The organism is Bifidobacterium phasiani, assembly GCF_019331775.1.
Taxonomy (GTDB): Bacteria; Actinomycetota; Actinomycetes; order Actinomycetales; family Bifidobacteriaceae; genus Bifidobacterium; species Bifidobacterium phasiani.
This window is the reverse complement of sequence record NZ_JAHBBD010000006.1, coordinates 23547-48117: the sequence shown is the minus strand read 5'-3', so window position 1 is coordinate 48117 and position 24571 is coordinate 23547. Positions and strand designations below refer to the sequence as shown.

Here is a 24571-nt window from a genome sequence, read left to right as displayed (position 1 = left end):
CGGCGCGCCTGCTCTTCGGCACGAAAGGAGCGCCCGCCTCCGCATTCGTTCCCGCATCCCGGCCCGCGGCGCCCTGAAACGCCGGAAGACCCATTGGCGATAGGCATGGGGCGGCCCGTCACCCGGCCTGCCGCGTCCCCGCAACGCCGGAGGGGCGCCCGCCTGGCATTGGCGGACGCCCCTCGGTTGCGTTTCGGCGTCGGCGGCGGCCGGATGCCGCCGTCGCGGAGCACGGCTACCGGCGCATCGCCCTGCGGCACACCGCCGTCAGCACGGCGGCGCCCAGCATGAGCGCGGCCGCCAGCGCCATCGGCATCGATGCGCCCGAGGTCGCGGCGAGCCGCTTCGGCTTCGCGGCGTCGTCCGTCGACGCGGCCTGCTTGCCTTCGCCCGTCCCGTGGTCGTCCGGCTCCGGCGTGCCCGGGTCGGGATCGCCCTTGGGATCGCCGCCGCCCGGCATCTCGCCCGGATCGGGGTCCCCATCCGGATCCGGCTCGGGATCCGCCACCGCGGTGTTGGTGATCGTGAACCCGCCCGCGGCGTCGCCGGAAACCACGGATTCGTAGGTCGTCCCGCCGATGGTGACGCGCCCGGACCCGTCCGCGCCCTCCTCGGCGACCGTGTAGACGACGTCGCGTTCGACGCCGTCCGCGGCGAGGTAGGTCGCGGGCAGCGCGTCGAAGGTGTGGCTCCAGCCGCCGTCCTGGTCGAGCGTCGCCTCGTCGAGCCGCAGCCGGCTGCCGTCGTCGGCGACGCGGTAGAGCACGGCGACGACCGAATCGGCGCCCGCCGCGCCGTCCGCCCAGCTCTTGGAGACCGGCACATCGACGGTGCCGGTCGGCACGCCGATCTCGACGATGCTGTTGGAGGCGATGCCGCCGCCGACCAGGTCCGCCTCGTTGTCGCGGATGACGAGCCGCGCCTCGGCCGTCGCGGCCGCGATCGCGTCGGCGCCGAGCTCCGCGTGCAGGCCGGTCGTCAGGTTGGTGCCGCCCCAGACGGCGGGGTCCTTGAGCACGGGACCGTCCGCGTACCGCGAGGCGGCGTCCTCGTACCAGTCGACCCGGCCGCCGCCGAGCGCGCGCCCGGACAGCGCCATGAAGGTCGTCGGCGCGGACTCCAGCGGCAGGAAGGTCTTGTCCCCGTTGGTGTCCAGGCCCTCGTACTGGATGTCGTCGCCGACGACGGCCATGCCCCCGGGGTTCTCGTCCATGCCGGCGGTGTTGCCGTACACCGCGCCGCCCATCGTCGGGTACATGCGCAGCTGGCTGGACGGGCACGACCAGATGCCGCCGCCGGCGCCGGCCCGGTTGCCGGTGATCAGCACGTTCCTGAGCGCCAGGTCGACCTGGGTGTCGCCCGGGTCGCGGGCGGTCAGGTCGATGCCGCCGCCGATGACGGCCTTGTTCCCCTCGATCAGCCCCGATTCGAGAGTGAAGTCGCCGGCCGCCTCGCGGTCGAGCAGGCGGATCGCGCCGCCGCGCACCGTGGCGGTGTTGCCGCGCATCACGTTGTCGCGCATCACGAAGCTCTTCATGCCGCCGAACAGGTTGTACGCGCACAGCGCGCCGCCGGCGCTGGCCTCGTTGCCCTCGAACGTGTTGCCCTCCAGCAGCCCGTCGCCGGTGATGATCGCGAAGATCGCGCCGCCGAGGCCGCCGGTGCCCGTGCTCAGCAGGAAGTTGCCGGTGAACACGCTGTTGTCCTTGAACGTGCTGGTACGCACCGAGAAGTCCTTCGGGTAGAACGCCACGATGGCGCCGCCGGAGGCGTCGGGCGCCTTGTTGCCGGTGAACTCGCTGTCCGTCACCGCGAAGTCCGCCCCGCTCGCCAGGTAGATCGCGCCGCCGGACTGCAGCCCGTCGCCCTCGGTGTTCTTGGCCTGCGACTCGTTGCTCAGGAACTGCGTGCCGGAGACGGTCAGCGAGCCGCCGCGCTGATACAGCGCGCCGCCGGCGACCTTGGCGATGTTCTCCTGGAACTTCGACCCCTCGATCGTGACCGCGCCGCCCGACGCGGCGATGGCGCCGCCGTTGGACTTCGCGCCGCTGGCGTTGTAGTCGAACCAGACGTTGGACACGGACAGCCGGCCCTTGCCGGTGAGGTACAGCGCGCCGCCGTTCGCGCCCGCGGTGTTGCTCAGGCAGTACGAGTCGGCGATGACGGCGTCGGTCGCGTCGCCCTCCAGCAGCATCGCGCCGCCGCTGCCGACCGCGGCGTCGGACATCTGCGGCGCGGCGGTGGCGTTGTTGTAGTACAGCGCGGTCTTGACGGCGCGTATCGTGCAGTCCTTGGCGTACACGGCGCCGCCGGACAGCGCCTCGTTGTAGCCCCAGCGGGCGACGCCGCCGCCGTCGGCCATGTCGACGAAGCCGAACTCCGCATTATCGAACGTCAGCGACGCGCCCTGTGCGCTGATGGCGCCGCCGTTGCCGCTCGTGGCGCGGAAGTCGGCGATGCGCGCGTGGTCGACCACGACGCCGGATCCGGCGTGCGCGAGCACCGCGCGCGAGTCCTGCGCGGGCGTGCCGTAGATCGAGCCGTTGCGCACGGTCAGGACGGCGCCGGATCGGACGTCGAATGCGTTCGCGGTGCCATTGGCCGCCGGCAGGCTGACCTGGATCTCGTGCTGGTCCAGTTCAATCGTGAGGTTGTCGGCGACGACGACGGTGGCGTCCAGCGAGGCGTCCTTCAGCAGGACGATGGTGTCGTCGGGCTGCGCGTGCGCCAATGCGTCGGCCAGCGTGGCGTACGTCGTGTCGCCGATGCCGGCGACGGGGTCCGCGACGGGCGCGGGGTCGGGGGCGCCGTTTGTCGCCGTATCGGCGTTGCCGCCGTTCGCCGGCGTATCGTCGGCGCCGGCTGTTGCGCCGTCATCCGCGGCGGCGCCGGTGCCGTCCGCCGCGCCGGCGTCACCGGTCGCGGGCTGCGCCGCCGTGCCGGCTCCCGGCGTGCCCGTATCGCCGACGGGCGCGTCCCCGTCGGGCAGCGCGCCGCCGTCGGTTCCCGGCGTCGCGCCGTCGGGGGCCGCCGGGGCATCCGCCGTGGATACCGTCGTGACCGCCGCCGTGCCGCCGGCGGCGTCGGCGGTGTCGGCGAGGGCCGTGCCGCCGAACGCCGCGAGGCCGAGCGAACCGCACAACGCCATGGCGACGATGCATGCCAACGGCCTGATGCGCGTGTGATGCGCTTTGTGTGCTGGGCGTTTCCGTGTCATATACCGTGTCTTTCCCGAGTGGTGTGATCCGCCAGGCAAGCCGCCTGTATATAGGCATATAGGCTTGCGTATGGCTGAAAGACTACCGAACAACGGCTTGGGACCCGAAACCCCTACCCCCGCGCCCCCGCATGCCGGAGCCGCACCGCGGTCATGTCATGCACTCATCCAAACACGCCGAAACCCATCTCTCCGCACGTCGGAGCCGCCCACGCTCCGTCCGGTTCCGACTTCCGCCCAAGCGCCCCGAGAACCGGAACCGGCCAGGCGAGCGGCTCGGGAACAGCGGCATGGCGCGGCGGAGCGGGGGCGACGGCGCGAGAGCGGCGGAACAGGCGAACATATGCCGCCAGCAGACGCGACTGGCAATTGCGAATGGAACCGGAACGACAAGAGAAAACAGCGCGCCAGACGCCTAGGGGCGTGCGGCGGATAAGCAGGGAAGTGGAGCGGGCGACGGGAGTCGAACCCGCCTCTAAAGCTTGGGAAGCTTTCATTCTACCGATGAACTACGCCCGCAAACCGGCCCGCTTGTGGCAGGCACAAAACCATAGCCTACCACGTCCGCCCCGCAATGGGAAACAGACAACACGCATGACGGCGACGCACGATGACGCGGGCACGGCGGCACGGACGCCGCGCGCAACCGCACAAGCCCGGTACCACCGGCACGGCATGGCATCGCATCGCCGGCATACGCTCATCCCACCGACACATTGTGCGCGTCGAAAAGCATGGACGCCCATTGCAATGACGCCAAAACCGCCACCTCCTCCAAGACACATTGTGCGCGTGGAACGGCGCGGGTGGTCATTGGCATGATGCCGAAATCGCCGCGACGGTCAATGCACATTGTGCGCGGAGCGGCATCCGGCGCATGAGGCGAGCCATGCATGAAGGCATGCCGAATGGCTTCATGCCGAATGGCTTCATGCCGAATGGCTTCATGCCGCATGCCGCGGATCGCGTCAGTACCGGATCTGCGCGTCGCCGCCGGCGCCGTAGATGCCGGAGGCGCGCATCTCCTGGGCCATCCGCATCAGCCGCGCGATGCGGTCCTCGGTCGGCGGATGGGTGGAGAACAGCTTGCTGAAGCCGACGGCGGAGAACGGGTTGGCGATCATCATCGACGACACGGCCTGGGTGGCCGCGGTCTTGCGCATGCGGTTGGTCTGCGCGCCGTACGAGATCTTGTTCAGGGCGGAGGCGAGCGCCTCGGGGTCGCCGGTGAGCCGGCTGCCGTCCTCGTCGGCGTCGTATTCGCGGGTGCGCGAGATCGCCATCTGGATCAGCGACGCGGCGATCGGCGCGAGGATCGAACTCAGCAGCACGCCGATCAGGCCGAAGGCGCCGGCTCCGTCGCCGTCGCGGTCGTTGGAGCGCGGCGAGCCGAAGTACATCAGCGAATAGCCCAGGTAGCTGATCACGGTCGCCATCGCGGAGGCCACCGCCGAGGTGAGGATGTCGTGGTTGTACACGTGCATGAGCTCGTGGCCGAGCACGCCGCGGATCTCACGCTCGTTGAGGATCTGCAGGATGCCCTGGGTGCAGCAGACGGCGGCGTGGCGCTCGTTGCGGCCGGTGGCGAAGGCGTTGGGGCTCATCGTCGGCGCGATGTAGATGCGGGGCATCGGCTTGCCGGCCTTGGCGGACAGCTCGCGGACGATGCGGTAGAGCATCGGCGCCTCCTGCTCGGAGACCTCGCGGGCGCGCATCGACGCGATCGCCAGCTTGTCGGAGAACCAGTACGAGCCGAACGTGGTCGCCAGGCCGATGACGATGAATATGCCCAGTGTGCCGCGGCTGCCGCCGGTCAGCCACCAGATCAGCATGATCACGGCCCACATCAGGGCGAAGAGCAGCGTGGTCTTCAACCCGTTGTAGTGGCCATGCACGCGCAGTTTGCCATCCATAGGGCACCAGCGTAAGGAGCATGGCTGAACGTTTGCTGGGTAACTGCTTTACGCGAAATGCCCCCCGGCAACGACCGGAACGACAACGACCGGTGTGTTGTCGGCTGCCGATGAGCAGCCGGCAACACACCGGTCGTCATGCATCATGCCGCGGCGCGCCACCGGCCCGGACAGGCCGCGGCCGGCGCGACGCCCGCCGCAGGCGACGTCGCAGCGACCGCGGCAACGGGCGCTCAGGCGTGGGCGAGCTCGCGCATCTGGTCGGGGTCGATGACCTTCTTGTGCTCGCGGCCCTCCTTGGCGCCCTCGGCGCGCTCGAACGCGTCGATCTTCTTCCAGCCGGCGAAGTCGATCGGCTTGACCCCGCGCTCGGCGAGCAGGCGGTCGATCGATTCGGGGTCGCGGTCCTCGGCCACGCGGCCGCCCTCGGCGGCCTTGGAGAGGTCCTCCAGCATGTTGGTGACGATCATCAGCGCGTCGGACTTGGTCGAGCCGATCAGGCCGACCGGGCCTCGCTTGGCCCAGCCCGTCGCGTACAGGCGGTCGCGCACGTCGCCGCCGTCCGCCTCGGTCGTGATGCGGCCGTCGCCGTTCGCGTTGGCCAGGTGGGCGCGACGGTCGTCGTACGCGATGCCGGGCGCCGAGGCCGGCTTGTAGCCGATGGCGTGGTACACGGCCTGCACCGTGTAGTCCTCGAACTCGCCGGTGCGGTGCATCACGCCGTCGGCGCCGGTTTCGGTGCGCTCGACGCGGATGCCGACCACCTTGCCGTCCTCGCCCAGCACCTCGGTCGGCGCGGCGTTGAAGTGGATGTAGTACTTGCGGTCGGCGGGGTTGCCCTCGAAGTCGACGTCGCCGTCGTCCTCCATGTCCTCGGCCATCTCGCGGATCGCGAACAGCTCCTCGACCATCTGGCGGGTGAGCTTGTCCTTGCCGGCCTCCTCGATCGTGTCGTCGTCGAGCTCGAAGTCGTCCTCGTTGATGATCAGCTGCACGCCGGGCAACTTCTCCATCTCGCGCAGCTCCTGCACCGAGAACTTCGCCTGGGCCACGCCGCGGCGGATGAACAGGTGCAGCACGCGGGCCTTGTTGGCCTTGATGCCCTCGTACACGTTGTCGGGGATGTCGGTGCGGGCCTTGAGGTCGTCGGCGTTGCGCATCAGCTCGCGGGCGACATCCATCGCCACGTTGCCGCCGCCGATCACGGCGACCTCCTCGGCCTCGAGCGGCCACGTGCGGGCGCCGGTCGGATAGCCGTCGTACCATTCGACGAACTTGGCCGCGCCGTACACGCCGTCCAGGTCGGAGCCCGGCAGGCCGAGCGGCTTGTCCTCCACGGCGCCGGTCGCGAACAGCACGGCGTCGTAGCGGGCGAGCAGGTCGTCCAGGGTCACGTCCTTGCCGAACTCCACGTCGCAGTACAGGTGGATGTTCGGGTTGTCGAGCGTCTTCTCGAGCGCGTCGGCGATGAACTTGATGGACGGGTGGTCCGGGGCCACGCCGTAGCGGACCAGGCCGAACGGCACGGGCAGCTTCTCGAACAGGTCGATGCGGGCGTTCTCGCCGAGACCCAGTTCGGCGCCGACCTTCCTGAGCTGGCGCAGGAAGATGTCGGAGGAATAGACGCCGGCCGGGCCGGCGCCGATCACAGCAATACGAAGTTCGGTATTCTCACTCACGCGCACCAGCCTAGCGCAAAGCCTCGAATCGCAACAGGGGCGGGGCGGCACGAATTTCCGCGGGCCGGCGGCGCGCTCGGGGGCCGTTCCGGGGGCCGCCGGCGGGCGGCCCGCCGCAACCGGCCGGCCGGGAACGGCCCGACGGGTCAGTCCCGGTCGAGCAGCGCCGTCAGCGCCCAGCCGATCGACACCACGTCGATGGCCTCCTGCATGACCGCGCCGATCACGGCCGGAATCAGGTTGAACGCGGCGGCCACCATGCCGACCAGCGCCAGGCCGAGGCCGAGGCACACGGCCTGCAGCATCACGCGCTTGGTGCGCCGGGAGATCGCGATGGCGCGCGGCACGGCGGCGATGTCGTCGTTCATGATGACGACCTGCGCGGACTCGGACGCGGCGGTCGACGTGCCGTCGGTGATGGCCATGCCGATGTCCGCGGCCGCCAGCACCGGGGCGTCGTTGACGCCGTCGCCCACCATCATCGTGACCGAGCGCGTCAGCGAGTCGCCCACGAAGCGCGACAGCATCGCGTCCCACCACGGGCGGTCCTCGGGCCTCTCCTGCGCCGCGTCCTTGATCGCCTGCACCTTGCCCTCGGGCAGCAGCTCGGCGTGCACGTCGTCGATGCCCACCTCGGCGGCGATGATGTCGGCCGAGGCGCGCTTGTCGCCGGTGAGCATCGTCAGCCGCTCCACGCCCATCGCGCGCAGCCTGGCCAGCGACTCCTTGGCGTTGGCGCGCGGCACGTCCTTGAGCACGATCCGGGCGGCGAGCACGCCGTCGACCGCCACATACGTGGCCATCTCGTCGGCGGCCATCGCGCCGAAATGCCGCGCCGGCGAGTCGATGTCGCGCGATGCGGCGCCGGCCGCGGACCGCGCGGCCGCCCGCGCGCCGGCCGTGAGCCGGAACCCGTCGGGGTCGCGGCGGCGATCCGCGGAAGCGGCCGGCCCGGCCGGGGTCTCCGCCGGCTGCCCGGTGACGAACGCGAACCGCCCGACCTTGATCTCATGCCCGTTCACCTCGCCGACGACGCCCTTGCCGGAGTCCTCGGCGACGTTGCGCACCACCGGGTGGGCGCGCACGGCCGTCAGCCAGTCGTCCTCCGGCGGCATGGCCTCGCCGGCGTCCGCGCGCTTCTTCAGCCGCTCGATGACGGCCGTGCCCGCGGTGGCGATGCCCTTGGCGAGGATGTGCACCGAATAGGACTCGACGACGCCCGCGTACATCAGGATGTGGTCGGCGTCCAGCGCGGCGGGGGCGGCGTCCGACGGCGTCTCCACGCGCACGACCTGCGGCTTCTTGACGGTCAGCGTGCCGGTCTTGTCGAAGAAGATGTGCGAGATGCGGCCGAGGTTCTCCAGCACCTCCTGCGTCTTGATCAGGATGCCGGCCTTCGCCAGGCGGCCCGTGCCGGCGATGTACGCCACCGGCGCGGCGATCAGCAGCGGGCAGGGGGTCGCGAGCACCAGCACCTGCGCGAAGCGCGTCGGGTCGGCCGAGACGATCCACGCCAGGCCGGCGATCACGAACGAGATCACGGTGAACGGCACCGCCAGCAGGTCAGCGGTCCTGACGACGGTCGCCCGGGAGCTCTGCGCCGAGGCCACGAGCTCGAGGATGCGCTGGTACTGCGAATCGCGGGCGAGCTGGGTGGCGCGCATCGTCAGCGTCGTCGAGCCGTTGATCGCGCCGGACATCACGCGGGCGCCGGCGAACACCTCGCGCGGCACCGGCTCGCCGTTGATGTTGCTCAGGTCGAGCGTCGCGGAGCCGCTGAGCAGCTCGCCGTCGACCGGGACGGTCTCGCCGGGCAGGACGATGAGCACGTCGCCCAGCCGCACCTGCTCGACCGGAACGGTGGCGAAATGCGCGTGGGCGGCCTGTTCGTCGAGCGCGGCCGCGGACGACTTCGACAGCGTCTCGCCCTCGGGCAGGCCGCGGAACCCGTCGGCGGCGCGGTCGCGGCGGGCGCCGCCCTCGCCGCCCCGCGCCTCCGGGCCGACGCCCGGCAGCTCGGCGACGTGCGCGATCTGCGGCGCGGCCTGCATCAGCGCGGTCAGGCTGCTTTCGGCCTTCGCCTCGGCGTAGGCCTCGATGGCCGAGCCGGAGTGGACCATGACGACGATCACCCAGGCGGCCCAGTACTCCTCGACGGCGACCGTCGACAGCAGCGCGACGACGGCGAGGACGTCCACGCCGACGTGGCCGTGGCGGATGTCGTCGATCATGCCGCGGATCGTGTCGACGATCGTGTAGGCGACCAGCAGGATGACGATCCACTGCCCGATGCTGGGGTCGACGAACCAGAACGACGTGTCCCACGGACGCAGATTCCAGGTCAGGGCGATGGGAAGGACCGCCACGATGACGATCGGCAGCATGGGGACAAGTTTGCACACATTGAGAATCTTGTGGCAGATGGCAACGATGGATCTCATCGTCTCTCCTTACGCTCGCATCGGTATCGGCCGTATGGACCACCCCTACGGTCGGTGCTGCACTCACGCCTTGTTAGCCCATCGACGAAATGCTTCGCACGACACACGGCGTAAAGATCAACATTCGGTATTCGGTTATCCGGCCGCCTCGGCGACCGCCCTCCTACCTTAACAGCTCCCCGACACAAACTCATCCCCGGCGCGGCGCGGCCCGGGCGCGCGGCCGCCGGAGCCCGCGCGACACCCCCTCCCGGCGACGAGGCGCGGCGCCCGCCCCCGGCCGGGAGACGGCGGGACGACGCTCGCCTCGGTCAGGCCCCGCCCGCCGTGGCACGCGACAAGGCGGCGCACGGCCCCATGCGCCACGCCCGCGCGGCGCCGCGACACCGCGACGCAGGCATGCGAAAGGCCCCGGCACATGCCGGGGCCTTTCGCCGTCAGTCGGTCAGGGCCGGGCCCGTCGGTTTACCACAGGCCGAACGGGTCGTAGAAGCCGCCGTCGCCGTAGCCGTCGCCGCCGTCCTGGTTCTGCTGGCCGTCGCTCTGGCCGGAATCGTCCTGGCCGCTGCCGGACGAGCCGTTCACCGAGGCCTCCTCCTGGTCGAGGGTCACGTCGATGTCCATGGTCTGGCCGCTGCGCACGATCGTCAGCGTCGCCGTGTCGCCCAGGGCCGCCGCGCGGATGTAGCCGAGCAGCGAGTAGTTGTTGTTCACCGCGTTGCCGTTGTAGGCCACGATCGTGTCCTCGGCGCGCAGGCCGGCCTTGTCGGCGGGGCTGCCGGAGACCACGGCGCTGCCGCCGGTCGACGGGGTGGTGATGCGGGCGCCGCCGCGGGTCACGCCGTCGGCCTCGACCGTCGAGCTCGTGATGGTCACGCCGAGCGCGACGTGCGTGGCCGAGCCGTCGCTGATGATCTCGTTGGCGATGCGCTTGACGAGGTTCGCCGGGATCGCGAAGCCGATGCCGATCGAGCCGGCCTCGCTGCTGGAGCTGGCCGTCGAGGCGATCGACGAGTTGATGCCGATGACCTGGCCGGCCGCGTTGAACGTCGGGCCGCCGGAGTTGCCCGGGTTGATGGCCGCGTCGATCTGCACCGCGTTGGTCACGACCTCGGAGTTGTTGTCGTCCATCACCGAGACCGGGCGGTTGAGCGCCGAGACGATGCCGGTGGTGGCGGTGTCGTCGTAGCCGAGCGGATTGCCGATGGCCATCACCGGCTCGCCGACCGCGAGCTGGTCGGAGTCGGCGAACTCGACCGGGGTCAGGCCGTCGGGCGCGTTGTCCAGCTGGATGACCGCGATGTCGGTGGTGGTGTCGGTGCCGACCACCTGCGCGGTGTACATCTGGCCGTTGGACAGCGTGACCTGGATGCTCTGCGCGCCGGAGATCACGTGGTTGTTGGTCACGATGTGGCCGTCCGTGTCGAGGATCGCGCCGGATCCCGCCGCCGTGCCGCCCTGGACCTGGGTCTGGATGGAGACCACGGAGTCGGAGACGTTGGCCGCCACGTCGGTCCAGTCGACCGCGTCGCCGCCCTCGACGGTGGCGCTGCCGGAGCCGGACTGGTTCGAGTTCACGTTCTGCAGCGAGCTGGTCGTGGGCACGCGCACCCAGCCCTCGGTCAGCGCAAGGTAGCCGACGCCCAGGCACAGCGCCGCGGAGACCAGCGCGGCCACCACCGCGATGATCACGCCGCTGACGGTCCGGGTGCCGCCGCGGTTCGGGCGGTTGTGCGCGCCCGGGGCCGGCGGGAAGCCGGGGCCCTGCGGGGCGTTCGGGCCCTGGGGGGCATACGGGTTGTTCGGCCCGGGCTGCTGGCCGGCGTTCTGCGCGGCGCCGGACTGGCCGGCCTGCCCCTGCTGCCCCAGCTGGGCCAGGAACGGGTTGCCGGAGTACGGGTTGCGGTCGCCCTGCGGGGCCTGCGGGCTCGGCGTGGGCTGCTGGGTCCGGGTCTCGGCCGGCTGGGCCGGCGTCGGGCCGTAGGCGCCGTACTCGGGCGCCGGGCGGTACTGCGAGGTCGGGGCCTCGCCGGCGGACGGCTGCGCCGGGTGCACGGCCGTGTCGGTGTCGTCGGCCGGCGTCGCGGCCGGGATGGTCTGTGTGGCGCCGTCGTCGTGCAGCGTCATCGTGAACTGGTCGCCCTGCACGGTCGGCGTCTCCGACGGGGCGGAGGCGCCCTGCGCCTCGGCCGCCGCGTCCGCGGGAACGCCCGGGTTCGCGGCGGTCTCGTCGACGGAGGGGGCGGGGGTCGCCTGCGGGGCGCCCTGCGGCTGCCCGGACCGGGTGCCCCAGCCGCCGTTGTTCTCTTCAGCCATTGCTGCTCCTTGTTGGTTCGTTACTACTGTCGTTGTCGTGCGGCCGCTACCGTATCTCGGTTATCTGCCGCCTGAATCGCTATCTATGAGTAAAGAAACCTGCTCTGGAAGTTTCCTGAATGTTGCTTGAAAGATGTGAGGTAATGCGCGACGTCGCCCCGGCCCCGGCGTCGGCGAGCGGCGCGACGCCCCCGTCCGGCATCGCACGGCCACGGCCGGCGACGCCACGGCACGGTCGGAGCGCCGTTGCCGGCGGCGGCACGGAACCCATGATTTCCAGGGCTTCCGACGCTGCCGGCACCCGCCCGCGGCGCCGTCCGCGCACCACCCGACGACCACCCGACGACCGGGCGCACGCACCGGCGCGAGGCCGCCACGGAGCCGCGCGGCGCATGGCGACGTGACGCAGCTCACACATGCCCTTCGGCAGAGCTTAGCCTAGAGTGAAACCCATGACCAGTCTGCTTGAGCACCCTCGAGGCGCGGAGCCCGGCAAGCCCGGCGACCGCCACGCATTCTCGTTCGAAACCGTGACGCGGCTGCCGCACGCGGCCGACGGCAAGGGCCGCGACGGCGCGCGCTACGGCCGCACCGGCATCATCCACACGCCGCACGGCGACATCCGCACGCCGGCGTTCGTGCCGGTCGCCACGCAGGCCGCGATGAAGGCCGTGCTGCCCGAGACGATAAAGGACCTCGGCGCGCAGTGCCTGCTGTCGAACGCGTTCCACCTGTACGAGCGCCCCGGCGAGGACGTGCTCGACGAGGCGGGCGGCCTGGCGCGGTTCATGAACTGGGACGGCCCGACGTTCACCGACTCCGGCGGCTTCCAGGTGCTCTCCCTCGGCGCGGGCTTCAAGAAGACGCTCGCGATGGACGTCACCGGCATGAAGTCGGACGACGTGATCGCCGAGGGCAAGGAGCGCCTCGCGTTCGTCGACGAGGACGGCGTGACGTTCAAGTCGCCGCTCAACGGCTCGCTGCACCGGTTCAGCGCCGAGATCTCGATGGGCATCCAGCACAAGATCGGCGCGGACATCATGTTCGCGTTCGACGAACTGACCACGCTGATGAACACGCGCGCCTACCAGGAGCGGTCGGTCGAGCGCACCTACCGATGGGCGCAGCGCTGCGTCGCCGAGCACAGGCGGCTCACCGAGGAGCGCCTCGGCAAGCCGTACCAGGCGCTGTACGGCGTGGTGCAGGGCGCGAACTACGAGGACCTGCGCCGGCGCGCGGCCTCGCAGATCGCCTCGCTCGACTTCGACGGCGTCGGCATCGGCGGCGCGATGGAGAAGCGCATCATCGGCGACATCTGCGCGTGGATCTGCGACGAGATGCCGGAGGACCGGCCGCGGCACGTCCTCGGCATCGCCGCGGTCGACGACATCTTCGCGTGCGTGGAGAACGGCGGCGACACCTTCGACTGCGTGGCCCCCGCGCGCTGCGGGCGCAACGGCGCGATCTTCACGCGTGACGGGCGCTACAACGTCAAGCGCGCCGAGTTCAAGCACGACTTCGGGCCGCTCGAGGAGGGCTGCGACTGCTACACCTGCACGCACTACTCGCGCGCGTACGTCGACCACCTGCTGCGGGCGCGCGAGTTCAACGGGTTCACGTTGGCGACGATCCACAACGAGCACTTCTTCGTCAAGCTGCTCGACGACATCCGCGCCTCGATCGACGGCGGGTACTTCGACGAGTTCCGCGACGCGACGCTGGCGCGGTTCTACGCCAACGGGTCGCGCGGGTAGAGCGAGGGTAGGGGCGCGGGCAGAGCCGGTAGGCGGCATGCACGCCGCCCGGCACGAGGCGGCCCTGACCGCCACGCCGGCGTCCCGCCTTGCACGGGCCGCCATGCGACACGTCACGCGACGGCCCAAGAGGCCTGATTCGCATGGCAACACGCGGTGCCGGTGCGGGGCGGAGCGGCCCGAAATCAGCTGAGAGCGATAGGATAGCGCACATGAATCTGCTCGAAGCGATGGAACAGAGGCATGCGATCCGCGCGTACACCGACGAGCCCGTGGCCGCCGACGTGCTCGCGATCCTGAAGGCCGAGATCTGCTCCTGCAACATGGAAAGCGGTTTGCACGTCCAGATGGCGTCCGGGTTGGAGGACGCGTTTCTTGGATTGAAGACGCATTACGGACGGTTCACCGGCGTGCACAACGCCATCGCGCTGATCGGGCGGCCGCAGGCGCCGGCCGCGGACGGCGTCGCGGATACGGGGACGTCCGAGGGCATCGGGGAATCCGGAGACGCCGGGGATACCGAGGACGCTGGGAATGCCGGGGCCGCCGGGGAGCGCGCCGCATCCGACGGGTCCAGGGAACCCGGGGAGCACGGCGATGCCGACGCGGCCCCCGCGTCGACGCAGCCGCCGGCGCAGGCGGGCTGGTCCAAGGCCGACAATACCGACGAAGCCGCCGCGCAAGCCGGCATCGACCCCGGCGAGGCGGCGCTGCAGGAGAAGGTCGGCTACTACGGCGAGCAGCTGGCGTTGCGCGCCGTGCAGCTCGGACTGGAGACCTGCTGGGCCGTGCTGGACGACGCGGACAAGGCGGAACACCCGTGGTGGTGCCTGCATCCCGGCGAGAGGATCGTGTGGGTGCTGGCGTTCGGGCATGGTGCCCGACCGGCCGGACGACGCCGCACCAAGCCGATGGAGCAGTTGTGCCGCATCCCCGAGGGCATGGCCATGCCCGACTGGTTCCGCGCCGGCATGGAGGCCGCGATGCTCGCGCCCACGTCGCTGAGCCAGCAGCCGTTCCTGTTCACGCTGCACGAGGACGGCACGGTGAGCGCCGAGGCGACGAGCGGCCTGTTCGCGCATGTGGGATTGGGATGCGCGAAGTGCCACTTCGAGATCGGGGCCGGGCGCGACAACGTCGTGTGGCGGTGAGCGGGGCGGCCGCGACACGCGAGACACGCCGGGCTTGCACACTTCCGTATGGCCGTGGTAAGTTAACTGACTGTCTGCGAGTGTGGCGGAATGGTAGACGCGCTGTCTTCAGGTGGCAGTGAGTGTATGCTCGTGGGGGTTCAACTCCCCCCACTCGCACCAGCGAAAAGGGCTGGAACCCAAGGGTTCCGGCCCTTTTGCTTTCCGATTCAGTTGCACGGCGGCAGCTGTCGAGCCGCCTGTCTGCAACAGGGCTCGTGCTCGGCATCCAGCCACGCGAATCGGGGCCTATGGGTTGTAGGCCCAAATCGGTTCTTACAGCGCCGAAGACAATGCATACCGGCAAAGACGACAATCAGGGGCGCCGACGAGTGCTTCTGCATTAGCTGTAGCGGATTGGCGGGTCTGCAGACATCCAACTCCATTACGTGAGGCACCCGGAACGCCATACCCCGAGTATCAGGCGCGGAATACCGCCATTGATACTCGCGGTCTTCCGGAAAAGAAGCCTCACGTAAGGCATATGGATGTCCGCAGACCCCCAAATCTTCCACAGATAACGCATATACACTCAGAACTCCTACGCAATCACGCGCAGAACCGCACGACTGCAACATGCCAATCGCCCAAACTGCCCCACCCATACACAACACGCGTACTCGAACCAGCGCCCACCTCCACCGCCGCACCTCCGGCACGTCGAACGACACTTCCTCATCCATCCCGCCGCCAGTCCAATCGCACCCACAACCACCAGTACAACCACGGGCAGTATGCCATGATGGAAGGCAGCAGGAACACGGAGGGCAGGCATGATCGACAGCTACAAAGTCGCCGATCCCAACGGCACCAAGGAATCGCGCGAATACGGGTGGAGCGTCGGCTTCGGACTGCAGGCCGCGGACGGGCTGACACCGTCCGCATACGCCTACACGGTCGCCAGGCAGCAGATCGATGGCGACATCGGCTACCGTCAGGCGGCAGACCTGCTGGAACGGTATCATGCCACGCATCCCGATCAGGCCGGGCATCGGGAGGCCGACATCGTTTCCCAGAGAATCAGTGAAACGCTTCAAACGCCCGGGTTCGCGTTCAGCCCCGGTACACTCAAGGCCATCCATGCCAGACTCTTCCGCGACGTGCTCCAAGACGTCGACGGAAAGACACGCAACGACTGGGTCGGGGTATGGCGCACGGAGAACATCACCAAAAACGAACCCGTACTGCACGGCGAAAGCGTCCAATACTCCGATTTCATGTGGATCGAGCCCACGCTCGACTACGACTTCGGTGAGGAGCGCAGACGCCAGGGCGCCTACCAGCGGATCGATGAGCGACAGGTCGCCAACGACGTGTTCGCGTTCCTCTCCGGCATCTGGCAAATCCACCCGTTCCGCGAGGGCAACACGCGTACGACCGCCGTGTTCGGCATCCTGTATCTGCGTCACCTCGGGTTCGCCATTGACAACACGCCGTTTGCCGAACATAGCCAGTATTTCCGCGACGCCCTCGTTCTCGCCAACGCCAGCGACCGCGAGCTGCGCACCGATGAGCCGCTCCGGCGATTCGTCGACGCGGCGTTGTTTGAACCGAACACGCCTTTGGACAGCCTGCGCGGCAATTCCGGCAACGATACGCGGTGACGCCGTGGCGGACCGCCATCATCGGCATCGTTGAACGGCAACCGATGGCGGTGAATGTCCGGCACGGCACGGCGATGCGATGAACCACGGCACAGTCCGCCATGGGATAACCACGCATACCGTCTCCCGCAAAGCAGCGCGCCTGTTTCTTCACTAGCTGTAGTGGATTTGAGGGTCTGCAGGCATCCATACGCATTATGTGAGGCACCCGTTCCCCGAAACCCGGAATACGAACGGTGATATTCCGCGGATCATACTCGGGGCATGGCTACAAAGCAGCCTCACGTAATGCGTTTCGATGTCCACAGACCCTCAAATCCACTACAGCTAGCGCATATACACTGCGACTGACCGCCTGCCATCACCCAAACAACCACCGTAACCCGCCAAAGTCACCAGTCTCCGACACAACCGAGTCGACTCACACCCAAACGCGACCGTGAGCGCCCCAGTTTGGCCCATCCACACCCGAACCGGGCGCCTAGCCCATCCGGATTTCGGTATCGAAGAACCGCTCCTGGAACCACACCTGCCGGGCGATCTCGTCCGGCGTATACGACATGCCCTCCGGCGCCACGACCCATTTCTCCTCCACGTCGTCGAACCGGTGGATGACGGCGATGACACGCCCGGCGAACGCCCCGACCGGCTCGTCGACGCCGAGGATATAGGCGTCCTGGTCGTCGCCGTCCGCCGCCGGCACGCCCTCGACGTACCCGTAGTTGACGGGGTACACCAGATCCGCGTGTTCGGGGTGGCGGCTGCCCAGCGGACGGTCGACCGTGACCGTCACCGTGCGCCCGATCGCGTCATCGGCCATTGCGACTCCTTACGTATCTCCTGGTCTGCGGCGAAACGGCACGCCGACCGCCCGCAGGCATAGCGCCCGCGCCGTTCCCGGGCGGCAACGGCGCGGCTACGCGTCCTCGCCACGCTGCGGATCGGCCGGTGGCGCAGGCGGCATCGGCGGTGTGGAAACGTCCGGACGTGTAACCTGGTCCGACTCCGGACGTGCAGCCTGGTCCGACGGCGCAGGAGCGGCCGACTGCACGGACCGAACCGGCGGTGCGGGAACATCCATCCGCGCGGTCCGAGCCGTCGGCGCGGGAACGTCCGCGGCCGAAGCAACGCTCGCGGCCACGGTTGCGCTCTCGTCCGACTCGACGGACGGGAGCGGCGACGCATCGGCGACCCTGGACGCAGACGGTTCCGGCGACGCATCGGCAGCCTTGGGCGCAAGCGGCTCCGATGGCGCCACGGCGACCTCAGGCCCAGGCGACTCCGACGATGTCGACGCGGCCGATGCGGCCGACGAGGCCGGAGCGGCCGAAGCACCCGCACCAGCCGGAGGGGCCGGCGGCGCCGGCCTTGCGCTATCCGGTGGCGCGGGGCGGGTGCCAGCCGGCGGCGCGGGCCGAGTGCCAGCCGGCGATGCGGATCGGAGGTCATCCGGCGCCGTGGACCGGACACCGTCCAGCGGCGCGGCCGGCCCCACGATCTCGGAGGCCGGGCGCAGGAACGCCGGAATCTCCGCGGTCCCCAGCGGCTCGACCGTGACCGGCGGCAGAATGAACTCCGAGGTCGGCACCGGCCGCTCGTCCGTCACGCGCTCCTCCGCCGGGCGCCCTGTCGCCGGGGCATCTTCCGCCCGGCGGCGATCCGCCAAGCCCATCATCCCTACCAAACGGCCCGCGGTTGGGCGGCCCTCCACCGAGACGCCTTCCTCTCCACGATGCTCCGCCGAATCCATCCCCGTCGAGCGGCTCGCAGCCGGGCGACCCGACGCGAGCCCCGACGCAGTGCGTTCCCCGGCCGCAGCACCGGATGCCGCGCCAGACACAGCACCGGCCAGGGCCTTGCCCCCGGTTGCGGCCTCCGCCGGCTGTTCCGCGGTACCCGCCACTCCATTCGCCGCAGCGTCCACCGGCAAGGCTGCCGTCGCCCTCGACCGCGCCGGCGTCTCCGACTGCGCCACAGTCGCCCCGACCGGCTGCGTCTCCGGCGCCGCGGCGGGTTGCGCACCCGGTTCCGCAGCCAGCACCGTGGTGGGCGGCGCGGCGGGTTTCGGCATGCGCACGCCCTGCGGCGTCGACGAAATCGGCCTGGTGTCCATTTCGGTGGTGAGCAGGTCCGACAGGGTGATCGTTCGCGGCTCCCCCGTCTCCGTCACGATTCCGTCCGCCGCGACATCCGGTTCAGAGACGTCCCCGACCGGATAGACGCCCGGATAGCCCGCGGCGCGGCCAAAGCCCTCGACGCCGCCAGGATTCCCACGCATCGCGGCGGTGGCGTCGGCGCGACGTTCCGGCATCACGGCCGTGCGATCGGGCGATGTCGCGCCGGTCGGCCCCGCGGGAGCAGCTGCGGCGGACCAATCCACGGCGGCCCCATCAGCCGCACGGGACCGACCGCGCACACCACTAACAGCGGCAGACCGACTGGTACCGGCACCGGCCGCGCCAGTCCGGCCTCGCGCACCACCGTCAACAGCCGTGGCAGACCGATCCGTGTCGGTTCCACCAGCCGTATAAGGCCGACCGCCACCAACACCGCCGGACCGACCACGCGCGCCACTGCCGGCGGCGGCACCGGAGCGAGCGGCACCGAATCCGTCGGCCGCATGGGATCGGCCACCACCGATGCCCTCGCCGGCACCGGTGCCGGCCGCATCGGCCCGACCGGCCGTGCCAGCCCACGTGGCATCGAAGACATCGGCCCAATCGGCGTCGACGGAACCGCCGCCACCGGCCGGGCCAGCAGCGCCGTCCCATCCGGAGGCGCCGCCGAAAGCACCGCCGGAGATACCACCGGCGACGCCGGCCAAGACATCATCCAGGGCATCTCCCACAACGCCGCCCTGCCGAGCGGCCCCCGCGACCGCCCCGGCACGCCCGCCTGCCCCGGCACGCCCTGCGTCTCCAACGACACCCGCACCGGCACCAGCCAGACGCGCATAACGCAGTTCATCGCGAATGTCCTCCAGCACCCTGACCGCGTGGTCCGCGGCCGCCCGATCGCTGGCGTCCGCATCGCCCCGCGCGCGCTCCGAGGAGGCGTCGCCGCGCCGTCCACCCGGCAGGATGACGCAGCAGTACACGGCCACGACGATCAGCAGCACGTCGATGGCGGCGCTCAGCAGCGCGCCGAACGACACCGTGGCCCCCTGGACCGTGAACGCGAGCATGCCCGCCATGTCCGCCTTGCCGCCGATCATCGCGATCAGCGGGTCGATCAGATGCGCCACGACCGCGTGCACGGCGATCGCGATGGCGATGGCCGCCGTCACGCCGACCGCCGTATCGACGGCAGTCCTGCGCGACAGGGACTCCCGGAGACCGGACAGCGGGCCACGCCCGGCGCCGGACGACGGCTTGCCGCCGGGGGCCGTCTTCGCGTCTCCGGCCGCACCGGCGGCATTGGACGCGCCATGACCCGTTCCGCCGGAGGCTCCCCCGCCGGCGCCGCTCCGCACACCCGACGCCCCCATCGTCGACGGAGCGGGTCCACCGGTCCACGTGTTCGCCATAGTTCGTTCTCCCCTGGTAGGTCTCTCGTACTGCCCGCTGCCGTCCGGCCCCGCGCGGCCGCCCTCCCAGGCGGTCATCTCAGCCGTGCATCGTCAGCGTCTTGAGCCATTGTCCGGCTCGGACGCGACGGCGCGCGGCTCCCCCTCGTTCCGCACGCCGGCGGCGCGGTACAGGGCGTCGAGCTGCCGCTGGTTGCGCACCACCACGGTCGTGCCCGGCCACGTGTCGCGGATGTGGCGGAACCGCCTCCGATGGCTGCGGCTGCGCCCCTCGTGCAGGATCCACCAGATGAACTCCGCGTCGAGCTTCTCCGGGCACCCCTCGGTCATCGAGGCGCGGGAACGGCCACGGTGGCGCAGGTAGCGCGACACGACGCGGCGCAGGCACGCCCAACGTCCGAACGCGAGGATCACGATGCGGTCGCTTTCCGCGAGCCGCCGCTCCTGCAGCAGCGCGGTGTAGTTGCCGTCGATGACCCAGCCGCCGTCGGCGTGGGCGTCGAGGAAGCGGCGTACGTCGGCGAGCTTATCCTCCATCGGGCGTTCCACCCAGCCGGGTGCGAACTGCACGCGGTCAAGGTGCAGCACCGGCAGGCCGTACCGCGCCCCGAGCGCGGCGGCCAGCGTGGATTTGCCACTGCCGCTGTATCCGAGCAGGCTGATCTTCATGGTCCGTCTCCTGTTTTCCGTCCAGGACCCGTCCGGACCCGATGCCTGTCGGCATGGCCGGTTCACAGGATGATCGACGAGCATCCTGTGAACCGGCCTATCGACGGAACCCCACCCGATTGCGCCCACGAACCGGCGTCGAACCGGTTCCGCAGCCAGAACGGACCACCGGAGCACCGGCCCGTCGACCAACCGACCGCCGGTAAGGCCGATCCGCCGCGGGCACCGACCGCCGCCAAAGCCGACCACCATCGAAACCGACCGCCGGTCGGCCGGCACGCTCACCTGATCAGGAACACCATGGCCAGAATCATCGCGAACCCGACCAGATCGACCGGGGTGAACACCGCGCCGGTCAGCACGACCGCCGAGACCGTGGCCAGCACCGGCTCGCTGGTGCCGAGCATCGTGGCGCGCATCGCGCCGATCCGCATCACGCCGGACATATACAGCCAGTAGGCGCCGAACGTGCCGCACACCACGGTGAACACCATCAGCCCCACGCCGGTCGCGTCGAGCGCCGGCGCGTGCGACCACGGCCGCACGGCCGCGCACAGCAGCAGGCCCGAGATGAAGAACATCAGCCCGTTGACCGTGAAGTTGCCCCACCGGTTCATCACCTTGACCGGTAGGATCGACATCGTGGCCGTGGCGAGCGCATCGCTCAGGCCCCAAGCCAGACCGGCCAGCGGCAGGGCGAGCGTCGTCAGGTCGCCGCCGGTGGCGATGAGCACGGTGCCGGCGAAGGCGAGCGCCACGCCCAGCGCCTCGCGTTTGCCGGGCAGCCGGCGGCCGCGCAGGCACACCCAGGCCAGCACGAACAGCAGGTTCAGCGTCTGCAGCACGGTCGCGGTGCCGGAGTTCGTCCATTTGATGGCGTTGAGGTAGGTGACCTGGGTGGCCATCACGCAGATCAGCGCGCCGAGCACGTAGACCGGGTAGGAGCGCACGTCGCGCACGGCGCCGGACAGCAGCTTCGGCTTCGTCGCGCCGGCCGCGACCAGGAACAGCACGCCCGCGCAGATCTGCCGGATGCTGGCGATCCACAGCGGGTCGGCGCCGTACTCGGACATCAGGATCTTCGACACCGTCGCATTGACGCCCCACAGCGCGCCGCCCAACAGCGTCACGCCGATGCCGATCAGCAGGCTTTTCGGAGTCCGTTCAAACGTCGCACGACGCATCGCCGGTTCCTTCTTCTCTCTCGTCCGTAAAATCTCCGCGTGCGATTCTACAGCGTGGGCGACGCCGCCGCGCCCGCGTGGCGAAGGAACCATGAAACCGGCCGAATTCCCGCCGAACCGCCGGCCCCGCGCGCCGAGCGGACTGCCGGCTACTCCGGCTTCTGCGCCAGCGTCGCCCAGAACGTGGGGATGCCGAGCTCGTGCAGACGCCCCGCGCCGTTGGTGTCCTCGTACAGGTCGACGATGCGGAACCCGGCCTGGATCTGCCCGCGGATCTGCTCGTCCAGGGTGTGCGAGAACTGCACGCCGTCGTTGACCCGGTCGAGCTGCGCCATCTGGTCGGGGTTCTTCAGCGGATTGAACGGCAGGTGGTTGACCACGCGCTCCTCGTCGTCGCCGAACGCGTAGTTGAACCCGTTGTCCAGCCCGGCCATGAGCCGTCCGCCGGGGCGCAGGACGCGGAAGCACTCACGCCACAGCGGCAGCACCTCCTCGATGTAGCAGTTCGCGACGGGGTGGACGATCAGGTCGAACGAGCCATCGTCGAACGGCAGCGGCTTGGACATGTCGGCTCGGACCACGTCGATGATGTAGTGCTCGCGTTCGGCGACCATCCGGTCGGCGTCGAGCTGCGCCGGCGTGTAGTCGAGGACCGTGCACCGCGCGCCCAGCGCGGTCAGGATCGGCATCTGCTGGCCGCCGCCGGCCGCGAGGCCGAGCACGTGCCGCCCGCGCAGGTCCGGGAACCACTCGTGCGGCACCGGTCGGGTGGGCGTGAGCACGATGTCCCATTCGCCGGCGAGCGCCCGCTCGTAGGTCTCATGGTCGACGGGCCGGCCCCATTCCCAGCCCTCGGCGATCCACTGCGTGATCGCCGCCGCGTTGATGTCCTGATACTCCATGACGGCTCCGTCCGTTCATTCGTCCGCTGTCCTCGCCGCGTGGCCAGCTCCGGTTGCGGCCGCGGCGGCATGCCGTCACGATGGTCGCACACCGCCGGGCGGCCCGTCAACCCCCCGCCGTGCGGGTCACAGCCCGTGGTGGGTGCCCGCCCCATCCCCGCCGTCGGCGCCGGAGCGGGCCGCGGGCCCGCCCGTGCCGTCATCGAGGATCACCGCGGCGTCGGCGGGCGGCGCGGCCACGAAGTCGCGGATCCGCGCCCACTGCGGGCGGCTGATGCCGATATGCCAGTCCGGCCGCACCATCAGCACCGGCGCGGCCGGGCGCAGCGACTCGATATGGTCGCGCGCGGCGGCGTGGCATTCGTCGTCGTCGATCCAGACGATCGGCCGGGCCGGCCCGCCGCCTGCGGTCCGTTCGCGCTGTTCGCGCACCGCGAGCGACACCTCCCTGAGCTTGCCGTCCATCCGGCCGTACCCGCTGAACGGGTCGTACCAGTTGATGGTGCGGACCGCGCCCTCCGGCCAGCCGAGGTGGTGATTCAGCAGTCCGGTGTACGGCTGCCAGGTGGACAGCCAGCACAGCTCCACGGCGCCGGACGTCGCGAGCGCGATCATGCCGTCCGCCAATTGCGACGACCAGCGCAGCCGGTAGCGTATGCCGTCCGGGCGCACGTCGGCGCGCCGGTCGAGCGCGAAGGCGTGGCCGGCGTCGTACAACGGCTTGCGCGGGTCGCCGTCCGCCAGCCAGTCCGTGCGCCCGACGCCGCCGCGGCGCATGACCGCGCCGTCCGGGAAGGCGTTGAGCACGCCGTCGAAATCGAGGAACACCAGCGGTCCGTCCATCGCCGCGCCTCCTTCCGACTGCCGAGCGCCCTGCGGCCATGATGCCACGGCCGCGCGGCCGGCGCGCCGGCGACGCGATGCGGGGCGGGGCGGCCACCACGGCACGGTCACCGCAGCGGGCCGCCGCGGCGCGACTACCGCGGCGCGACTACCTCGGCACGGCCTTGTACCCCAGCCCGTGGATGGTCACGATGTCGAAGTACGGGCAGTCGCCCAGCTTCTTGCGCAGATTGGCGATGTGCACGTCGACCGCGCGCGGGCTGGTCTCGCCGTAGTCGTCCCAGAACTCCTCCATGAGCTGGGCGCGCGTGAACGCCTGCTTCGGGTAGCTGAGCAGGTGGTACAGAATCTTGAACTCGCGGGCGGTCAGCGGAATCTCCCTGCCGTCGAGCGTGACGGAGACCTGGTCGGCGTCCATCGTGAAGCCGCCGACGGTCAGCCGGCCGTCCTCCATGATGTGCGAGCGGCGCAGCAGCGCCTCGATGCGCAGCACCAGCTCGTCGTAGTCGATCGGCTTGACCATGTAGTCGTCCACGCCGCTGCGGAAGCCGTGGCGCTTGGCGGCGATGTCGTCGCGCGCGGTGACGAAGATGATCGGCAGGTTCGGGTCGATGCGGCGCAGCTGCTCGGCGAACCGGAAGCCGTCGACGCCGGGCATCATGATGTCGGAGATCACCACGTCGAACAAGCGGCCGCGCATCGCCTCGGACGCCTCGCGCACGCCGGTCACGCCGGTCACGTCGTACCCGCTGTCGCGCAGGTACATGCAGGTGATGTCGTTGAGCTGCCTGTCGTCCTCGACGACCAGTACGGCGACCATATCGTTCTCCTTCCTTCCGTTCCCCGGACGGCCCGGCTACTCCCGGGGACCGGACAGCTCCTCGGCGAGGCGCAGGATCTCCGGCGCGGCCTTCGCCCGGTCGCGGGCGGTCAGCCACCGGTACACCGGGTACGCCGCCGCCATCATCATGATGCCGACCGCGCCGACGACGATGCCCGGGACGAACCACGGACCGCCGTACGCCAGCGTGCAGGACATGCCCACCCCCAGCAGCAGGCAGCCCACAGCGCCCAGGGCGATGGCCACGGCGGTGCCGCGCTTCGCGGTGCCCCGGTCCAGCCGCCGCAGCCGTTCCATCGCGTCCTCGTCCTCGGGCAGGTACTTCCTGCGGATCGCGTCGATCTCATCCTGCCGCGTGGCCGAATACGTGTAGTTGAATGTCGTGTCGTCGCTCATGCCTCCACCTTTCGTCATGCCCGCATGCCCCGCGCCGGGCGCGCCCGGTCGGCGCGGGCGCCGATGCCGGCGTCCGCCCGCACCGTACCTCGGCGA

The 24571-nt window shown here is 70.2% G+C and carries 16 protein-coding genes and 2 tRNA genes; 4 read left to right on the top strand and 14 right to left on the bottom strand.

What is annotated here, in order from left to right:
* Positions 1-235: 235 nt before the first annotated feature.
* The 6 genes from KIH73_RS03870 to KIH73_RS03845 all read right to left on the bottom strand — a co-directional run bounded on the left by KIH73_RS03870 (position 236) and on the right by KIH73_RS03845 (position 11566).
* Positions 236-3166, bottom strand: a complete 2931-nt coding sequence (locus KIH73_RS03870) for a right-handed parallel beta-helix repeat-containing protein (RefSeq protein ID WP_219080790.1) — start codon at positions 3164-3166, stop codon at positions 236-238.
* 496 nt (positions 3167-3662) lie between these two features.
* Positions 3663-3736, bottom strand: a tRNA-Gly gene (locus tag KIH73_RS03865).
* Positions 3737-4185: 449 nt separating this feature from the next.
* The gene (gene htpX / locus KIH73_RS03860) at positions 4186-5130 is read right to left on the bottom strand and encodes a zinc metalloprotease HtpX (RefSeq protein WP_219080788.1); all 945 of its coding nucleotides are present in this window, start codon (positions 5128-5130) and stop codon (positions 4186-4188) included.
* A gap of 233 nt (positions 5131-5363) precedes the next feature.
* Positions 5364-6815, bottom strand: a complete 1452-nt coding sequence (locus KIH73_RS03855) for an FAD-dependent oxidoreductase (protein WP_219080786.1) — start codon at positions 6813-6815, stop codon at positions 5364-5366.
* Between the two features lie 140 nt (positions 6816-6955).
* Positions 6956-9250: a heavy metal translocating P-type ATPase gene (locus KIH73_RS03850; RefSeq protein WP_219080736.1), complete on the bottom strand. Its 2295-nt coding sequence runs from the start codon at positions 9248-9250 to the stop codon at positions 6956-6958.
* Between the two features lie 465 nt (positions 9251-9715).
* Complete coding sequence (locus KIH73_RS03845) at positions 9716-11566, bottom strand: trypsin-like peptidase domain-containing protein (protein ID WP_219080734.1); 1851 nt, start codon at positions 11564-11566, stop codon at positions 9716-9718.
* Positions 11567-12018: 452 nt separating this feature from the next.
* On the opposite strand from KIH73_RS03845, the gene tgt reads away from it, so the two are divergent.
* The 4 genes from tgt to KIH73_RS03825 all read left to right on the top strand — a co-directional run bounded on the left by tgt (position 12019) and on the right by KIH73_RS03825 (position 16114).
* Positions 12019-13320 (top strand): tRNA guanosine(34) transglycosylase Tgt, encoded by a 1302-nt coding sequence (tgt, locus tag KIH73_RS03840; RefSeq protein ID WP_219080732.1) that lies wholly within the window; start codon positions 12019-12021, stop codon positions 13318-13320.
* Between the two features lie 212 nt (positions 13321-13532).
* On the top strand, positions 13533-14471 hold the full coding sequence (locus tag KIH73_RS03835) for a nitroreductase family protein (protein ID WP_219080730.1): 939 nt from the start codon (positions 13533-13535) through the stop codon (positions 14469-14471).
* A gap of 76 nt (positions 14472-14547) precedes the next feature.
* Positions 14548-14633 (top strand) — tRNA-Leu (locus KIH73_RS03830).
* A 650-nt stretch (positions 14634-15283) separates the two neighbouring features.
* On the top strand, positions 15284-16114 hold the full coding sequence (locus tag KIH73_RS03825; RefSeq protein ID WP_219080728.1) for a Fic/DOC family protein: 831 nt from the start codon (positions 15284-15286) through the stop codon (positions 16112-16114).
* 481 nt (positions 16115-16595) lie between these two features.
* On the opposite strand, the gene KIH73_RS03820 is transcribed toward KIH73_RS03825, so the two are convergent.
* From KIH73_RS03820 to KIH73_RS03785, 8 genes are all read right to left on the bottom strand, one after another.
* Entirely contained in the window at positions 16596-16934 is a 339-nt protein-coding gene (locus KIH73_RS03820) for an inorganic diphosphatase (RefSeq protein WP_219080726.1), read from the bottom strand.
* A 96-nt stretch (positions 16935-17030) separates the two neighbouring features.
* The gene (locus KIH73_RS03815; protein WP_219080724.1) at positions 17031-19640 is read right to left on the bottom strand and encodes an MscL family protein; all 2610 of its coding nucleotides are present in this window, start codon (positions 19638-19640) and stop codon (positions 17031-17033) included.
* A 93-nt stretch (positions 19641-19733) separates the two neighbouring features.
* On the bottom strand, positions 19734-20309 hold the full coding sequence (locus KIH73_RS03810; RefSeq protein ID WP_219080722.1) for an isopentenyl transferase family protein: 576 nt from the start codon (positions 20307-20309) through the stop codon (positions 19734-19736).
* Positions 20310-20590: 281 nt separating this feature from the next.
* Positions 20591-21493 carry a DMT family transporter gene (locus tag KIH73_RS03805; protein ID WP_219080720.1) on the bottom strand — a complete coding sequence of 301 codons (903 nt, stop codon included), beginning with the start codon at positions 21491-21493 and terminating at the stop codon, positions 20591-20593.
* 149 nt (positions 21494-21642) lie between these two features.
* The gene (locus tag KIH73_RS03800; protein ID WP_219080718.1) at positions 21643-22395 is read right to left on the bottom strand and encodes a class I SAM-dependent methyltransferase; all 753 of its coding nucleotides are present in this window, start codon (positions 22393-22395) and stop codon (positions 21643-21645) included.
* A gap of 126 nt (positions 22396-22521) precedes the next feature.
* Positions 22522-23238 carry a hypothetical protein gene (locus KIH73_RS03795; RefSeq protein ID WP_219080716.1) on the bottom strand — a complete coding sequence of 239 codons (717 nt, stop codon included), beginning with the start codon at positions 23236-23238 and terminating at the stop codon, positions 22522-22524.
* A gap of 148 nt (positions 23239-23386) precedes the next feature.
* Positions 23387-24058: a response regulator transcription factor gene (locus tag KIH73_RS03790; protein WP_219080714.1), complete on the bottom strand. Its 672-nt coding sequence runs from the start codon at positions 24056-24058 to the stop codon at positions 23387-23389.
* A gap of 36 nt (positions 24059-24094) precedes the next feature.
* A complete protein-coding gene (locus KIH73_RS03785; protein ID WP_219080712.1) occupies positions 24095-24475 on the bottom strand; it encodes a hypothetical protein in 381 nt (126 codons plus the stop codon).
* Between the last annotated feature and the right edge of the window lie 96 nt (positions 24476-24571).

Bases quoted from the DNA above. Each gene is read 5' to 3' on its own strand.
- htpX (WP_219080788.1), bottom strand. From the start codon at position 5,130: ATGGATGGCAAACTGCGCGTGCATGGCCACTACAACGGGTTGAAGACC.
- KIH73_RS03850 (WP_219080736.1), bottom strand. From the start codon at position 9,250: ATGAGATCCATCGTTGCCATCTGCCACAAGATTCTCAATGTGTGCAAA.
- KIH73_RS03845 (WP_219080734.1), bottom strand. From the start codon at position 11,566: ATGGCTGAAGAGAACAACGGCGGCTGGGGCACCCGGTCCGGGCAGCCG.
- tgt (WP_219080732.1), top strand. From the start codon at position 12,019: ATGACCAGTCTGCTTGAGCACCCTCGAGGCGCGGAGCCCGGCAAGCCC.
- KIH73_RS03835 (WP_219080730.1), top strand. From the start codon at position 13,533: ATGAATCTGCTCGAAGCGATGGAACAGAGGCATGCGATCCGCGCGTAC.
- KIH73_RS03825 (WP_219080728.1), top strand. From the start codon at position 15,284: ATGATCGACAGCTACAAAGTCGCCGATCCCAACGGCACCAAGGAATCG.
- KIH73_RS03820 (WP_219080726.1), bottom strand. From the start codon at position 16,934: ATGGCCGATGACGCGATCGGGCGCACGGTGACGGTCACGGTCGACCGT.
- KIH73_RS03815 (WP_219080724.1), bottom strand. From the start codon at position 19,640: ATGGCGAACACGTGGACCGGTGGACCCGCTCCGTCGACGATGGGGGCG.
- KIH73_RS03810 (WP_219080722.1), bottom strand. From the start codon at position 20,309: ATGAAGATCAGCCTGCTCGGATACAGCGGCAGTGGCAAATCCACGCTG.
- KIH73_RS03805 (WP_219080720.1), bottom strand. From the start codon at position 21,493: ATGCGTCGTGCGACGTTTGAACGGACTCCGAAAAGCCTGCTGATCGGC.
- KIH73_RS03800 (WP_219080718.1), bottom strand. From the start codon at position 22,395: ATGGAGTATCAGGACATCAACGCGGCGGCGATCACGCAGTGGATCGCC.
- KIH73_RS03795 (WP_219080716.1), bottom strand. From the start codon at position 23,238: ATGGACGGACCGCTGGTGTTCCTCGATTTCGACGGCGTGCTCAACGCC.
- KIH73_RS03790 (WP_219080714.1), bottom strand. From the start codon at position 24,058: ATGGTCGCCGTACTGGTCGTCGAGGACGACAGGCAGCTCAACGACATC.
- KIH73_RS03785 (WP_219080712.1), bottom strand. From the start codon at position 24,475: ATGAGCGACGACACGACATTCAACTACACGTATTCGGCCACGCGGCAG.